The following is a 13,683-nucleotide window of genomic DNA, read 5'->3' as shown; positions in this document are numbered from 1 at the left end:
GGGTTTCCCACGCTTAGGCGAAATACCTACATGAGGAAGCATACCCGCACAGAGTACGCCGAAAATGCCTTGCCCAATGGCCGTCCGCCGAGTGGGTAGGTTTAAGAAAACGCTTTCTCCGGCCGACTGCCGGGCTTCACCACCGGAATACCTGCCCGGCACAGCGGGCAATCATCGGGTGCGTAGGTGGCTGCCGTTACGGGCAGCAGGGCAAAGGTCGGGAAAGATAATTCAGCTTCCCCATTTGTTCGGTCAATTAAACTGGCAACGGCCAAAATTTTACCACCCAGCGCTTCCAACACTTTGGCTACCTCTTTGGTGCTCTTGCCGGTGGTCACCACGTCTTCGGCGATGATAATGCGTTCGCCGGGCCGGATGCTGAAGCCGCGCCGCAAAGTCATCGCGCCGGTGTCGTCGCGCTCGGTGAAAATGGCCGGTACTTTCAGCTGGCGGGCCAACTCGTAGCTCACCACCACGCCGCCCATCGCGGGGCCAACTACCACATCGGGCTGTAAGCCAGCCGCTTGAATCTGCGTGGCAAGTTCCGCTAAAGCCGGTTCGGCCAGATCGGGGCGGCGCAGAAAGCGGGCGCATTGCACGTACGTGTCGGAGTGCAAGCCCGACGACAGCCGGAAATGACCACGTAGCAACGCATCTTCCTGCTGCAACTGGCTTTCTAACCTCTCTTTAGTTGAACTCATATCTACCTGACTGTCAATCATTTACTACGGAAGGATAAAGTCCGTTACGCAAGCACGGAGCGCTGTTCATTAATTTGCTGAAACAGATCCCGGGCAGCTGCTCCGGCATCGGCGGCTTGCCAGATGCTGCGCGATGCATTAATAAGGAGTCCGGCCCCATCGGCGCGCAGCCCGGCGCGCAACGTGGCCTGCAAATCGCCGCCTTGGGCGCCGATGCCGGGCACCAGAAACCACTGCTCTGGGCTGATTTCGCGCATCCGGGCCATGGCATCGGCGTGGGTTGCTCCCACTACCAACCCGATGTTGTGGTGCTCTTCGTCCAGTTTGCGGCAGACGCCGGCGGCCAGATCGCTGAGGTAGCCGCCGCGCGTAAGGGCCACATCCTGAAGAGAATGCGCAGGCTTGTTGGACGTTTTGGCCAGCACAAACACCATTTTACCGGGCCGGGCAAAAGGCACAATGGCGTCGTCGCCCATGTAGGGGTTCACCGTCACGCCGTCGGCCCCGATTACGTCGTAGGCGAAGCGCGCGTAGTGCTCGGCAGTATTGGCAATGTCGCCAAATTTACCATCCAGAATAACCGGAATGCCATCAGGGACGGAGGCAACCGTTTGGCGCAACAATTCTACACCGCCTTCGCGGGAAAGAAAAAAGGCCAGATTCGGTTTGTAGGCAGCAGCGTACTCGGCCGTTTGGGCCACGACTTCACGCAAACGAGCTGCAACGGATTGGTCGTTGCCGGTTGGGTCGAGGCCGATGCACAGCAGCGAGTGCGACTTGCTGACGCGTTGGGTTAGTTTCTCCATAAGGTGGTTTCGGGTTGGAAGTTTGCACACTCGGCGGCCAGCCGCGCAGATACACCGGGTTCCAGCCATTCGCCGCTGGCAATTTGCACGGCACTGGCGCCAACCCTCAAGTAATCAATCACATGACTCGCCGCAAATACGCCGCCCGTCCCGAAGATAGGCAAAGTAATGCGTTCATCATGCGCTAGTTCGTACACGCAACGTAGCGCCACCGGCCGCAACGCTTCGCCCGACAACCCTCCGATTACGGGGCCGGCTGTGGCGTCGTCGGGCAGGTGCAAGCCTTTCATGATGTTGGTGGCGGCCAATGCCGAAGCACCGCCTTCCTGGGCGCCCAAAGCCAGACCGCGAATGTGCTCGGGCCACGGCGGTAGTTTCACCACCACAGCCGCGTCTTCGCCCAGCTCGTTGCGCACAGCCTCGGTGGCTTCGCGCACGAAGCGCGGCGTGATGTCGGCGCCCTTGGCCGAATCGAACGCGGCGATGTAGACTTCCACGCCCGCTATCAGGTGGCCCACTTCTCGCTTGAGGAAACGGGCAATTTTGCGAAAGCCCGGAATGCCCGGCGCCGTGATGCTCACCAGTACCGGCACGCCGTAGCGCAGCAGATTGGGCAGGTACTCACTGACCAAAATTTCGGCGTTCTCGGTGCGCATGTTGGTGGCATTCAGCAAGGTCTGATCCGCGACCTGCCAGATGCCTTCTTCGTAACGGCCCGGTTTGGGCTCCATCGTAACGGTACGGGTAAATATGGCACCCAGCTGCTCATAGCCGGACCCATCAAGGTGCCACGGGCACGACGCCACACAGACGGGGTTTTTAAGAGTGAGTGAGCCGAGTTGCATGTTTCTTTCTTTAGTAACTCTCTTACAATCAACATCAAAGGGAAATGAACCTGTCCTAAAAGCGAAAGCGCCCGGCTTACACCGGGCGCTTTGTCTGGCTGCAAGTTAGATAACGTTCTCGCGGTTGATCAGGAACGGTACGCAGTCGCGGATGTCGGTCTGGCCGAGGATGAACTGCGCCACCCGTGCCATGCCTACGCCGGCACCCGAGTGCAGCTTTACTTCGTTCTCCTTGTGGAAGTCAAGATACCAGTCGAAGTCCGACAGCTTCATGCCCTGGCGGATGAGGCCATCGAGCATCGAGCTGGTTTCGAGCTTATGGCGCAACTTAGCGGCGTCGAACTCACGCTCGGCCGAGCCAGCGCTTTCGCCGGCCAGCGGCAGCAACAGGTCCGACGAGTTTACTACGCGGGGGTCGTCGTCGTTGTTGCGCATGTTGAAGAACTTGATGTCGGCGGGGTAGTGCGTCACGAACATCGGGCCCATCAGCTCGGTCAGGCGGCCTTCGTGCGGGGCTTCGAGGTCGTCACCCCACTGCAGTTCGGAGAAGCCTTCGCCTTTCAGGAGCTCTACCGCGTCGGTGTAGGTTATGCGCTTGGGGTCAGTGCTCAGGTTCACGTTGCGGACGGCGGCGGGAGCGACGGCCGAAATTTGTTGGGCGAGGGTGGTCGTGTCTTGCATGCTACCGTTGGGTTAGTCGGTTTATATGAAAGGTGGTTGAGTTAAGCCTGGCGCACAACTTCCCCGCATCCTGCCCAGCCGGCAGGACATAAAAAAACCGCTTCGGGAACCGGAGCGGTGAACGGGGTGAAAACGAGAAAAATAGAAGAGCCAATGGAAGAAAAGACCTTCCGGTCTTCTCGCAGAACGGCGTTATGCAACGTTCTGCACTTCATTAGTTCTGCTGGCTGAAGTGAAGCATGTCGCAAAAGTACTAATTCTTATTGAAGTCGTACTAAGGCATGTGTTAAGTTTATGTTACCAAAACGTTACCTCTTCAGAGAATTTTCGAAGCCCATAGTATATAAATGATTCTTTTAAATAATATATAAACTATTGAATATCAATTACTTGTGAATAAACACTTATATGCTTGATGTAAAGCTAAGATGTCGTATTTCCTTATTGTCAAAGCTCATCTCTGAGCAACAAGACATATAGCCTCAGCACACTGACCTTGTAAAATACAATTTTGTGTACTAGCTTAGACAATTAGAATGGGTATTAGCTCTTTCATAATACCAAAAGCTCAGTGCTCCATGCCTGACTTCGATGATTTTGGGCAGGATGACGTGCATTTCTTAAAATAATCATAACATACTCTACAAAGTTCAATTTAGCTGTTGATCGTACCTTTGTCTTCACGCTTCTTCATTTTCACTGCAATTATGAAAAGACTGATACTTTGTTTCCTGTTTGGCGGGCTTTTGGCCACTACCTCGCCCCTGCTGGCCCAAACCAGCGCTCCCGAACCCATTGAGTACAGCGAGCGTGTTCCGTCGGAAGGAGCCGGCCGCACCGAACTCTACCGCCGCGCCCTCGACTGGACTGAAAATCATTTTGCTTACGGCCCCAAAACAGGGATCAAAGCCGATGCGGGCACCAGCTCCATTCGCCTTACCGGCACGGCCAAGATGAAGGTGGCCCAAGGAAATGCTCCCGCCTCCGAGCGCACCTTGCGCTTTGATTTTGTATTTCAGTCCACCGACAACGGCTATGTATACAGCGTAGGCTCTTTCCGCATCATCCCCGATCCGAAGAAGGTGGAAGAGTCGATGCCTTTGGATGAGTTTGTAACCCAGTTGGCTGCCGAGAAAGGCAACGACCGCACGCACAACGACCGCCGCACCACGGCCATGGCCAACTCTCTGGCCAGCGAAATTGCCCTCGGCTTCCGTTCGTATATGAACAGTATGCCCAGTTCCCAAGAAGCTGCCGTAGGCCTAAACGCGGCCGGTGAAAACTAATTTTGGCGTTTCGTTGGTGCCAAAGCAACAGCGCCGCTGACTGAGTCAGCGGCGCTGTTGCTTTATAGGATTTTGTAAATTTCTAAAATGGCTGTTTCACTCACGCCCGGCTTGGTTTTGAGACTACCGATGGGTAGGCAAGGCGATTCAGCTAAAACGCGTTTGCATCGGGGAGGCTTCTAAAAAAGCAGAAAGCCGCGTTGCAGCACGGCTTTCCTTTCTTCTTCACTTTTCACTCCCATCACTCACTGTCAAAGGTACGATTTCGGAGAAGCCTAGGTTAGCCTCGCGTAGCAGATAACAAAATATTAATCTGCCAATTAGCCTAACAATATGCAAAAAGTCTGGCTAGCATCAACAGCCCAATAGACTTTTTTTGAGTAATGCACAAAGTGTTGTTACAACCCCCTTTAGCTTGTCGGACCGTCGTCAACTCGCGCCTCAACCACGGCCTGCACAGCGGTTGGCAGGGCCGAAAGCAAATCGTAGCCGGTGGCCCGCTCAATGGCATCGACCGTGGTGCGATAACTTTTCCAGGTTGAGAGCAGGCCGTTGTCGTTGGGGGTATTGACGGCGATGATGCGCGTGTCGCTCGTAACCCGTCGTACATCGTCGGTGCCGTTGGGCAGCACCACAATGACCTTCCAGAGGCGGTTGGGCACGGTCACGTGGCCGTTGTCGAGGGTGCTGAGCGGGCCGGCCGAGCCGGTGCCGCCTTTGCCGTAGCTGCCGCAGATGAGGTAGAGCTCGTTGCCCGCGTCGACCAAGGTGCGGCAGTAGTTTTCCAGCCCGGCCCAGGTTTGCTGGTTGTTGCGCGGGGCCTGGGGCACCATGTTGCTCATCAGAAACGTGGCCGAGTTGTCGGCCCCCGACCCGGTGCGGTCGGCCGAAGGGCACTGGTGCCCCCGGTCGAAGCCCGAGCCGACGTAGCTCCCGGCCGTGACGTGGTACCAGTTAGCGGGCAAGCTGTTGTCGGCCAGAAAATCATCCTGTCGCGAGGCGCTGCCTAGCCACGCGCGGCTCAGGTGCCAGCTCACCCAATTGGGCGTGCCCCGATCGCGGTTGTAGCTAAGCGTGTATTGGGGCTTGACCAACAGGTAGTTGGTGTAGTTGCTGGCGTCGGCGGTGGCACCGCTGGGGTTGCCAAAGGCGAGGTTGGGGTCGCGGGTAGCGGCTCCGTTACCGCCGGTGGCAGTATCACTGCCGGGTGCCACCAACTCGTCGTGTGAGCAGGAAAAAGCCAGCAGGCTCAGCAAGCACCAGCTTAAGTAGCGTCGAAAAGTAGGCGTCATAGAGGCAGCTTCCGGAAAAAGAAATAACCCTGAACCGAGCAGCAGGCACTGCTATTTGTACTTAATAGCAACGGCCGGTTCAAGTTAAGATAGCCGTAATACGGTTGATTACGAATTTAAGTATTCAAATCACAAGAGATCTAGGCTGAAGCTGAAGCGCAGATTTCCGGCAGTCCGAAAACTGCGGCGCAACCTTTAGCTTGTGCTACAGTTCCTATGCCTATCGAAACTTTCCATACCGTGGTCATCGGCGCCGGACAGGCGGGGCTGGCCGCCGCCTATTATTTGCAGCAGCACGGCGTTTCGTTTGTCGTGCTCGACGAGCGCGAAACAGTGGGCGACGTGTGGGCAACCCGCTTCGACGCGCTGCAATTGTTTTCGCCGCCTTGGGCCAGCAACCTGCCGGGCCTGAGCTGGCCGCCGGGTAGTCCGCTGCGCTACCCCAGCAAAGCCGAAGCCGCCCAGTACTTGCAGCAGTATGCCGCACATTTTAAGCTTCCGGTTCGGCTGCGCCAACGCGTTACCCGCCTGCTAGTTACCTCAGACAGCAGTGAAGGCTTTCAAATATATACATCTGACAATCAGACATATATCTGCAAAAACGCCATCATTTGCACCGGAGCGTACACGGCCCCACACATGCCCATGTTTGCCGCGGAACTAGCGCCGACTGTGGTACAGCTCCACAGCCAAGCGTACCGCCGACCATCTCAACTGCTCGGCATAGAGGCCGTAGCCGTAGTGGGGAGCGGCAACTCGGCCTTGCAGATTGCTGCTGATGTGGCGGCAACCGGCCGGCCGGTGTTTGTGGCTTACGACGAAAACACCCCTACGCTTCCCAACAACAACCTGATGTGGGCGCTGCTCAAGATAACGGGCATGATGAACGTTTCGCGCCATACAGCCTTGGGCCGACGCATGTTGAGCCGGCCCGATCCTGTCGTAAGCAGCGACCTGACGCGGTTGCGGCAATTCTCGAACGCGCAGTTTATCGGGCGAGCACTGGGCGTTGCGAATGAAACAAGGCTGCACGGACGTCAAGCTACCACCCCGCCGCTGGAAGCTGTGGTTTGGGCTACGGGCTATGCTCCTGATTATAATTGGATTGAAGCGCCCATCTTCGACGCGCAAGGCTCTCCCAAACACTACCGCGGCCTCGCCTCCGTTCCCGGCTTGGCTTTCCTTGGTTTGCCGTGGCTCAACAGCCGCAGCTCAGCCCTGATGGGTGGCGCGGGGCGCGACGCCCGCTACGTGGTAGAGCAGTTGTTGAAAAGGCCATAATTATGCTGAAACCCAACGGCCTGATTTCAGGTTGAATAAGAAGTCACAACAAGCGGAGCCATACGAATGCGTGCGGGGCCTCCGGCCTGTTTTCTTTCGTCTTTAATCTAATTCCCATGCTTTTACTGATTTTCTTTGGGCTCATCATAGCCACAGCGCTATTGGCTCTCAACACCGTCGACAACATCAAGGCAATGGTTACTCCTGAGCCTATTCCGGTGCGGAACAACGGCTAATCTGCCTTTATCGGAAATAAAAAAGCCGCTTTCTGTGTAGAAAGCGGCTTTTTTATAACCTTTTGATTAGCAAGCGCATAAAAAAACAGCCTTGCTTGCGCAACGCTGTTTAAAATATCCCTTTTGGAGTACTAGCGAATAACGAGCTTTCGCATCTCGCTGGCATTCTCCGATTCGAGCTTTACGTAATATAAACCCGTAGCGAACTTGCTCAGGTCAAGGGTTTTGGTGTAGCGGTCGTTGAGTTCGGTGAGGGTTTCGCGGTAAATCACGGAGCCTATCACGTTCAGGATTCGCAGTTCCATCTTGCGGCCTTCGAAGCCGTTGATGGCAATGTGCACAATTCCAGTGCTGGGGTTGGGGTACACGACCACTGCCTTGTCTTCGGCGGGCCGGGCACTTGCTGCGGATGGAATGGACAATGCTTTCGCTTGCGGAAAACTACTGTGCATTGGCCCCACACCAAATACGATGATTAAAAGTAAAGTACGTAAGAGTCTCATCATAGCGTCGTGTAGGGGTGATAAAGTGCACAACCACAATAACTTCGTTAACGTCTGGCACTCAATTAGGTTTACAAAAATACGCTCCTAATTTGACAAAGGACAATACAATATAACGAAACCTCTATAAATATATCACTTTGCATCTCGCACTCACGCATTTAACGCATAAAAAAAGTTGGACGTTATCGTTATTGGTGGAGGACTAGGAGGACTTACGGCTGCGCTCGATTTGTGCGGCCGGGGCCACCACGTGACGGTTATTGAGCGCCGCAGCTACCCCTTTCATAAGGTTTGCGGTGAGTACGTTTCCAATGAAGTGTTGCCGTACCTGCGGCGGCTGGGCGTTGATCCGGCGCCGCTTGGGCCCGCCAATATTTCGCGATTTTTATTGAGTTCCCCGGCGGGCCGCACCCTCACGGTACCACTCGACTTGGGCGGCTTTGGCGTGAGTCGCTACACGCTCGATCAGTTTCTGTACAAGCAAGCCGTGGCGCGGGGCGTGGAGTTTTACCAGCAGGCCACCGTCACGCAGGTAGCCTTCGACGAAAGCGCCAACCTTCATGACGTTTCGCTGGCCGATGGCCGAACGTTGCGGGCGCGTGTCGTGCTGGGCGCGTACGGCAAGCGCACCAACCTCGACCGCCAGCTACAGCGCACGTTTTTCACCCAGCGCTCGCCTTACCTCGGCGTGAAGTACCACCTGCGCTTGGATTTTCCGCGCGACCTCATTGCTCTGCACAACTTTGCCGATGGCTACGCAGGCATTTCGGCCATCGAAGACGGCAAGTATTGCTTTTGCTACCTCACCACGCGCCAAAACCTCAAGCAGCACGGCACCATCGGGCAGATGGAACAGCACGTACTGGCGCAAAACCCACACTTGGCGCGCATTTTCCGCGAGGCCGAATTTCTGTACGATCAGCCGGAAGTCATCAACGAAATTTCCTTCGCCCCCAAACAGTGCGTAGAACAGCACGTGCTGATGTGCGGCGACGCCGCTGGCCTGATTACGCCGCTCTGTGGTAATGGCATGGCCATGGCAATTCATGGCGCGCAACTGGCTTCTAATCAAATACATGCATTCCTCACCGGTCATACAGACCGCGCCACTCTGGAAAGCGGCTACCACGCTACTTGGCAGGCGCATTTCGGGCAGCGCCTGCGCGTGGGCCGGGCGGTGCAGCACCTGTTTGGGCAGCCGCTGCTGAGTGAGATGGTAGTCAGTGGGTTGCGCTACCTGCCGGGGGCCGTGCGGGCCCTGATGCAACGCACCCACGGCACCGCATTCTAACGCCGATATTATGCACATTTAGGGCAAGCCGCTCGGCCCTAAATTGCGTATACTTCGCTCAATGACCAGCTATCTGTGTGCTATCGGCACTGCTAATCCACCGCACCGCATCCCGCAACCCCAAATTGCCAGCTTCATGGCCGGGGCATTGCAATTTGACGAATCCGATACCCGCCGGCTGCGGGCCTTGTACCGCGTATCGGGCATTGGCCAGCGCTACACCGTGCTGCCGGACTACGGCCGCGCCAACGGCGAATTCGAGTTTTTCCCAAACACGCCTGATTTAGAGCCTTTTCCTACGGTTGGGCAGCGCATGAGCGTGTACCGCCAGCACGCGTTGCCGTTGTCGGTGGAGGCCGTGCGCGATTGTCTGGAGCAATTACCGGAAGTAGCAATCAGCAGCATTACGCACTTAGTTACGGTTAGCTGCACGGGCATGTACGCGCCGGGACTGGATATTGAGTTGGTCGAAGCCTTGGGACTGAACCTGAGCATTCAGCGTACCTGCGTCAATTTTATGGGCTGCTACGCCGCCTTCAATGCCCTGAAGCTGGCCGATGCCTTCTGCCGCGCCGATACCCAAGCCCGCGTACTGATTGTGTGTACCGAGCTGTGTACCATTCACTTCCAGAAGCGCCCCGAAGACGATCACTTGGTGTCGAATGCGCTGTTTGGCGACGGGTCGGCGGCGGTGTTGGTGCAGGGCCACCCGGCGCAGCAACAGCCCAGCTTGGCGCTCGATGCATTTCATTGTGGCCTTGAGCCCGACGGCCGCCAGGACATGGCGTGGCACATCAACGATCTGGGCTTCGAGATGACGCTCTCCTCCTACGTGCCCCGCATGATCCAGAAAGGCATTCGGCAGCTTACCGACCGCCTGCTAGAGAACTTACCCATCAAACTAGCTGATATTCATTCATTTGCCATCCATCCAGGCGGACGCAAAATCCTGGAAACCATCGAAGCAGAGCTATGCCTGACCACCCACGACAACCGCTTTGCCTACCAAGTGCTGCGCGATTACGGCAATATGTCGTCGGCTACGGTGCTTTTTGTGCTGCGCGAATTGCTGCATACCCTTACGGCTGCCGATGCCGGGGCGCCTGTGTTGAGCTTTGCTTTCGGGCCGGGCCTGACGCTGGAAGCCATGTTGATGAAAGTGGCTGTGGCCCCGCAACCTTTCGTTCGGAGCAATGGGTACGCCAAGCACACTAGCGAAGCAATCGCGCTGAGTAAGGAATAGAATAGAACACCCAACAAGTATCTCACAATCAATTAGTTGATGAACTTTAGCCAGCGCGCCACCGAGGAAGAGTTGATGGACGACCTGACGCTGGCCTCCGATGCCCTGCGCCAAAACCTCGACGAGCTGGAAGTTATCAACAAGTGGCTAGGCGGCTACCGCGTGGTGCTGGATGCCTTGCAGCGCCTGCGTCCCCGGTTACCCACCAATCGGCCGTTGCGGCTAGCTGACCTCGGCAGCGGCGGCGGCGACACGTTGCGCTATATTGCCCGTTGGGCCCGTCGCCACCAGATTGCGGTGCAACTCGTGGGCATCGACGCCAATGCCTTTATGCTGGACTATGCCGCCAGCAAGTGCCAAGGCTACCCCGAAATCAGCTTCGAGCAGCAGGATATCTTCTCCCCCGAGTTCCGGCAAAAGCAGTTTGATGTAGTCACTTGCAGCTTATTTTGCCACCATTTCAGCGACGAATCCTTGTCGGACTTATTGCAGCAACTGCAACACCAAGCCCGCACTGCGATCATTATCAACGACTTGCACCGCAATCCGCTGGCTTACTACAGCATCAAGGCGCTTACCCAGATTTTTCGAGGCTCTTATCTGGTGCAAAACGACGCGCCGCTGTCGGTTGCGCGGGCCTTTACGCGCAGTGACTGGAAGCGCATTCTACAACATGCTCATATAGAGCATTATACCCTGCGGTGGCAATGGGCATTTCGGTGGCAGGTGGTTATCTCAGCTGCTTGACAGGTATTAGCTAAAAATCTCCGCTGCGGCCCGAAAGGTATTGGCATGCGCCTCTACAATGTCGGCGATGCGCTCGGAGTACCCGCCGCCCATGCACACAACGACCGGCAGGGCACGCTGGTGGCACAGCTCCAGCACAAAGCGGTCGCGCTGCCGGCAGCCTTCGCGCGTAAGAGCCAAATGCCCTAGCTTATCGGTTGCCAGCACATCGACGCCGCTGAGGTAAAAAACGAAATCGGGCTGTACTTCGTCGAGCAGACGCGGCAGGGTGTCGCGCAGCAAGCGCAGATACGTAGCGTCGTCGGTGCCGTCGGCTAGCGGCAGATCCAGGTCCGATTGCTCCTTGCGGTGCGGATAGTTGCGGGCGCCGTGCATCGAGAAAGTGAACACCCGTGGTTCGTGCCTGAAAATTGCGGCCGTGCCGTTGCCTTGGTGCACATCCAAGTCCACGATCAGAATTTTTTGAACGCTTGGCTGGTGGGCCAGCAAGTAGTTGGCCGCCGCGGCTTGGTCGTTGAGCAAGCAAAAGCCCTCGCCCCGATCGGCAAATGCATGGTGCGTGCCGCCGGCAATGTTGAGCGAAACTCCATGCCGAAGCGCTCGCTCAGCGCACGCAATCGTGCCGCCCAGGATAGTTACTTCACGCTCAACAAGTTGCTCCGACCAGGGGAAGCCCGTTGCGCGTTCTTCGTGCCGCGTCAGCTCTCCCTGGCACAGCCGCTGAAAGTAACCGGCATCGTGAGTGCGCAGAATTTCGGCCGCGGGCGGGGGCGAGGGCACGAAAAAATTGCTTTCCGCCACCACACCTTCGCGCAGCAACTGCTCGGGCAGCAACTCATACTTGAGCATAGGAAAACGGTGGCCGGCCGGCAATGGGTGGGCGTACAGCGGTGCCCAAGCGATAGAAAGCATAGAAATAATCTGGGAATGCGAACCTACGGAATCAGGCTGGGCCCAGACAGGAGGCAGCACCGAATTTGCTTACGCTTAACAATCCAACCTCCTTATTGACTGACTCGCACATAATTTTTTCTGAAATATTGCACTATTGTATTTTTTAAATAAATTAGGGTCTGATCAATAATCATCGAAACAGCAAAATTGTCAGACACAAATTGACTTTTCGTATCAATTACTTGTTTTGTAATGAGTTATCAAATCATTTATTTCATTTTTCCGCTTTTGAAAGCAAATGCAATTTGATAATATTTTAGTACAATTTAAATACTAAACATCATGTGGTTGCGCGTTCTGTGCTTGTCGTTTCTGCTGCTATTGAGCAGTTGGTTGTCGGCATACTCCAAACCTTCGCCGCGCTTTATGCGCCGCTACTCTCACCATGAGCAACGCGTAACCGCGCGTCGCGATTCGCGGGCTCGACGCTTCTACGCCAAGAAAAACCGACACGAAAGCCGGCTCAAGATGCGCGCTTTCCGGAAAGCGCATCGCCACACAAAACGCAAAAAGAAGGGCTCCACCATCCGGGCCGTCCTGCCAACGCGCTCTACGCTGTAAGGCCCACGAAGCGCACGGAGCCCAAGCAAAAGCCCCAACCGATCAGATCGGTTGGGGCTTTTGCATTTGTTGCAGATAACTGCTTCACAATCAAGATTATACATAAGAAAAGCCCGGCTGCGTAGCCGGGCTTTCTGGTGCCTGTTTAGGTCGGTTTTCAGTTGCAAAACCGTTGGCAGATTTGGGAAGGCCCCAAAATCAGGCGGTAAAAATAGGTTTCCGTGAGGCGTACTGGGCTCGAACCAGTGACCTCTACCCTGTCAAGGTAGCGCTCTGAACCAACTGAGCTAACACCCCGCAAACCTACCACTCGTACTGGCGGCGGCCGTAAAAAATCAAATATACACGCGAAGGGTATTGGTTGGATCGAGAGGGGGAGTTTTTTTATCGGTGGCACGCCGCCTTGTGCAACTTTCCGGCCAGCCAGAAGTATAGCGGCTTACATACGCACTCCAATCACGCTCCTTTTTCCCTCACCACCGAATTTACAGTAGTATGAAAAAGATTATCCTCCTTCTCACTTTTTGCGCGGCTTCCTTCACGGCAGTTCAGGCGCAGGATGGCCACATCGGCGAGCGCAAATCCACAGATTATCCATCGGGCGGCAGCGATTCTCGCAACTCCGGCTTCGGTATCAAAGGCGGCTTCAACGCGGCTGATTTCCGCGGCGGCGACAAGAAAAATTTCGGCGACAACAGCAACTACAAATCATTTCACGCCGGCGTTTATGCTCAGATTGGCTTAAACGACAAGTTTTCCATCCAACCCGAATTCCTGTATAGCCGCCAGGGTTTTAAGGCTTCTAACCCCGGCAATACCACCATGACCAGCCCCTACACCACCCGCCTCGACTATCTGCAAGTGCCGGTGCTGCTGGTGTATAACTTTCTCGACAACGTGAGCGTGCACGTAGGCCCGCAGGTTTCGTTGCTCACCAAAGTGAAAGAAGGCTCGGTGGAACGCAAAATCAACGACAGCCAGTACAACTACAATTACAGCAGCCTCGACTACGGCTTGGCGGCTGGCCTGGAAGCACGTGTAGGTCCGGGCCGCGTTGGTGCTCGCTACACGGCTGGCTTTGCCGACATTCTCGAAGACCCCAAATCAACTGTCAATCAATCGATTACCAATATCAAGAATGGCGTATTCCAAGTGTACGTCGGCATTGGGTTTGCGCAATAGTTAACATTTTGCGTTTGTCCCTGTCTCAAAAAGGAAGCCCAGGCCGGGCTTCCTTTTTTGTGTCTACAGCT

At 55.7% G+C, this 13,683-nt stretch carries 14 protein-coding genes and 1 tRNA gene; 7 read left to right on the top strand and 8 right to left on the bottom strand.

The window, feature by feature from the left end:
* Positions 1-101 precede the first annotated feature (101 nt).
* From pyrE to FHG12_RS10485, 4 genes are all read right to left on the bottom strand, one after another.
* The gene (gene pyrE / locus FHG12_RS10500; protein WP_139515687.1) at positions 102-701 is read right to left on the bottom strand and encodes an orotate phosphoribosyltransferase; all 600 of its coding nucleotides are present in this window, start codon (positions 699-701) and stop codon (positions 102-104) included.
* 44 nt (positions 702-745) lie between these two features.
* The gene (pyrF, locus tag FHG12_RS10495; protein ID WP_165699369.1) at positions 746-1,507 is read right to left on the bottom strand and encodes an orotidine-5'-phosphate decarboxylase; all 762 of its coding nucleotides are present in this window, start codon (positions 1,505-1,507) and stop codon (positions 746-748) included.
* Positions 1,495-2,352, bottom strand: coding sequence for a dihydroorotate dehydrogenase (locus FHG12_RS10490; RefSeq protein ID WP_139515685.1), 858 nt, complete (start codon positions 2,350-2,352; stop codon positions 1,495-1,497). The genes pyrF and FHG12_RS10490 overlap by 13 nt, the downstream gene beginning before the upstream one ends.
* A gap of 105 nt (positions 2,353-2,457) precedes the next feature.
* Positions 2,458-3,033 (bottom strand): amino acid--tRNA ligase-related protein, encoded by a 576-nt coding sequence (locus FHG12_RS10485; protein ID WP_139515684.1) that lies wholly within the window; start codon positions 3,031-3,033, stop codon positions 2,458-2,460.
* Positions 3,034-3,740: 707 nt separating this feature from the next.
* Between FHG12_RS10485 and FHG12_RS10480 the strand changes: the two genes are divergently transcribed.
* Positions 3,741-4,319: a DUF4468 domain-containing protein gene (locus tag FHG12_RS10480; protein ID WP_139515683.1), complete on the top strand. Its 579-nt coding sequence runs from the start codon at positions 3,741-3,743 to the stop codon at positions 4,317-4,319.
* 410 nt (positions 4,320-4,729) lie between these two features.
* On the opposite strand, the gene FHG12_RS10475 is transcribed toward FHG12_RS10480, so the two are convergent.
* The gene (locus tag FHG12_RS10475) at positions 4,730-5,611 is read right to left on the bottom strand and encodes a DNA/RNA non-specific endonuclease (RefSeq protein WP_139515682.1); all 882 of its coding nucleotides are present in this window, start codon (positions 5,609-5,611) and stop codon (positions 4,730-4,732) included.
* A 216-nt stretch (positions 5,612-5,827) separates the two neighbouring features.
* On the opposite strand from FHG12_RS10475, the gene FHG12_RS10470 reads away from it, so the two are divergent.
* Positions 5,828-6,892 carry a flavin-containing monooxygenase gene (locus FHG12_RS10470; protein WP_139515681.1) on the top strand — a complete coding sequence of 355 codons (1,065 nt, stop codon included), beginning with the start codon at positions 5,828-5,830 and terminating at the stop codon, positions 6,890-6,892.
* Positions 6,893-7,259: 367 nt separating this feature from the next.
* Here FHG12_RS10470 and FHG12_RS10465 read toward each other — a convergent pair whose 3' ends face one another.
* Complete coding sequence (locus tag FHG12_RS10465) at positions 7,260-7,550, bottom strand: T9SS type A sorting domain-containing protein (protein WP_165699368.1); 291 nt, start codon at positions 7,548-7,550, stop codon at positions 7,260-7,262.
* 259 nt (positions 7,551-7,809) lie between these two features.
* On the opposite strand from FHG12_RS10465, the gene FHG12_RS10460 reads away from it, so the two are divergent.
* The 3 genes from FHG12_RS10460 to FHG12_RS10450 all read left to right on the top strand — a co-directional run bounded on the left by FHG12_RS10460 (position 7,810) and on the right by FHG12_RS10450 (position 10,915).
* Complete coding sequence (locus tag FHG12_RS10460; RefSeq protein WP_139515679.1) at positions 7,810-8,925, top strand: NAD(P)/FAD-dependent oxidoreductase; 1,116 nt, start codon at positions 7,810-7,812, stop codon at positions 8,923-8,925.
* Positions 8,926-8,986: 61 nt separating this feature from the next.
* Positions 8,987-10,168 (top strand): type III polyketide synthase, encoded by a 1,182-nt coding sequence (locus FHG12_RS10455; RefSeq protein ID WP_139515678.1) that lies wholly within the window; start codon positions 8,987-8,989, stop codon positions 10,166-10,168.
* Between the two features lie 39 nt (positions 10,169-10,207).
* Positions 10,208-10,915: a methyltransferase domain-containing protein gene (locus FHG12_RS10450; protein WP_230471359.1), complete on the top strand. Its 708-nt coding sequence runs from the start codon at positions 10,208-10,210 to the stop codon at positions 10,913-10,915.
* A 6-nt stretch (positions 10,916-10,921) separates the two neighbouring features.
* On the opposite strand, the gene FHG12_RS10445 is transcribed toward FHG12_RS10450, so the two are convergent.
* Positions 10,922-11,827 (bottom strand): histone deacetylase family protein, encoded by a 906-nt coding sequence (locus FHG12_RS10445; protein ID WP_139515677.1) that lies wholly within the window; start codon positions 11,825-11,827, stop codon positions 10,922-10,924.
* 324 nt (positions 11,828-12,151) lie between these two features.
* Between FHG12_RS10445 and FHG12_RS10440 the strand changes: the two genes are divergently transcribed.
* Positions 12,152-12,430: a hypothetical protein gene (locus FHG12_RS10440; RefSeq protein ID WP_139515676.1), complete on the top strand. Its 279-nt coding sequence runs from the start codon at positions 12,152-12,154 to the stop codon at positions 12,428-12,430.
* 222 nt (positions 12,431-12,652) lie between these two features.
* Here FHG12_RS10440 and FHG12_RS10435 read toward each other — a convergent pair.
* Positions 12,653-12,727, bottom strand: a tRNA-Val gene (locus FHG12_RS10435).
* A gap of 198 nt (positions 12,728-12,925) precedes the next feature.
* On the opposite strand from FHG12_RS10435, the gene FHG12_RS10430 reads away from it, so the two are divergent.
* On the top strand, positions 12,926-13,612 hold the full coding sequence (locus FHG12_RS10430; protein WP_139515675.1) for a porin family protein: 687 nt from the start codon (positions 12,926-12,928) through the stop codon (positions 13,610-13,612).
* Positions 13,613-13,683 lie beyond the last annotated feature (71 nt).

Origin of the sequence: Hymenobacter jejuensis (assembly GCF_006337165.1) — a bacterium.
Classification (GTDB): Bacteria; Bacteroidota; Bacteroidia; order Cytophagales; family Hymenobacteraceae; genus Hymenobacter; species Hymenobacter jejuensis.
Note: the sequence above shows the minus strand (reverse complement) of the source record. Positions and strands in the feature narration are given on the sequence as shown.

Coding starts and splice junctions, on each gene's coding strand:
- FHG12_RS10430 (WP_139515675.1), top strand. CDS start 12,926: ATGAAAAAGATTATCCTCCTTCTCACTTTTTGCGCGGCTTCCTTCACG.
- FHG12_RS10445 (WP_139515677.1), bottom strand. CDS start 11,827: ATGCTTTCTATCGCTTGGGCACCGCTGTACGCCCACCCATTGCCGGCC.
- pyrF (WP_165699369.1), bottom strand. CDS start 1,507: ATGGAGAAACTAACCCAACGCGTCAGCAAGTCGCACTCGCTGCTGTGC.
- FHG12_RS10470 (WP_139515681.1), top strand. CDS start 5,828: ATGCCTATCGAAACTTTCCATACCGTGGTCATCGGCGCCGGACAGGCG.
- pyrE (WP_139515687.1), bottom strand. CDS start 701: ATGAGTTCAACTAAAGAGAGGTTAGAAAGCCAGTTGCAGCAGGAAGAT.
- FHG12_RS10450 (WP_230471359.1), top strand. CDS start 10,208: ATGAACTTTAGCCAGCGCGCCACCGAGGAAGAGTTGATGGACGACCTG.
- FHG12_RS10475 (WP_139515682.1), bottom strand. CDS start 5,611: ATGACGCCTACTTTTCGACGCTACTTAAGCTGGTGCTTGCTGAGCCTG.
- FHG12_RS10480 (WP_139515683.1), top strand. CDS start 3,741: ATGAAAAGACTGATACTTTGTTTCCTGTTTGGCGGGCTTTTGGCCACT.
- FHG12_RS10490 (WP_139515685.1), bottom strand. CDS start 2,352: ATGCAACTCGGCTCACTCACTCTTAAAAACCCCGTCTGTGTGGCGTCG.
- FHG12_RS10455 (WP_139515678.1), top strand. CDS start 8,987: ATGACCAGCTATCTGTGTGCTATCGGCACTGCTAATCCACCGCACCGC.
- FHG12_RS10440 (WP_139515676.1), top strand. CDS start 12,152: ATGTGGTTGCGCGTTCTGTGCTTGTCGTTTCTGCTGCTATTGAGCAGT.
- FHG12_RS10485 (WP_139515684.1), bottom strand. CDS start 3,033: ATGCAAGACACGACCACCCTCGCCCAACAAATTTCGGCCGTCGCTCCC.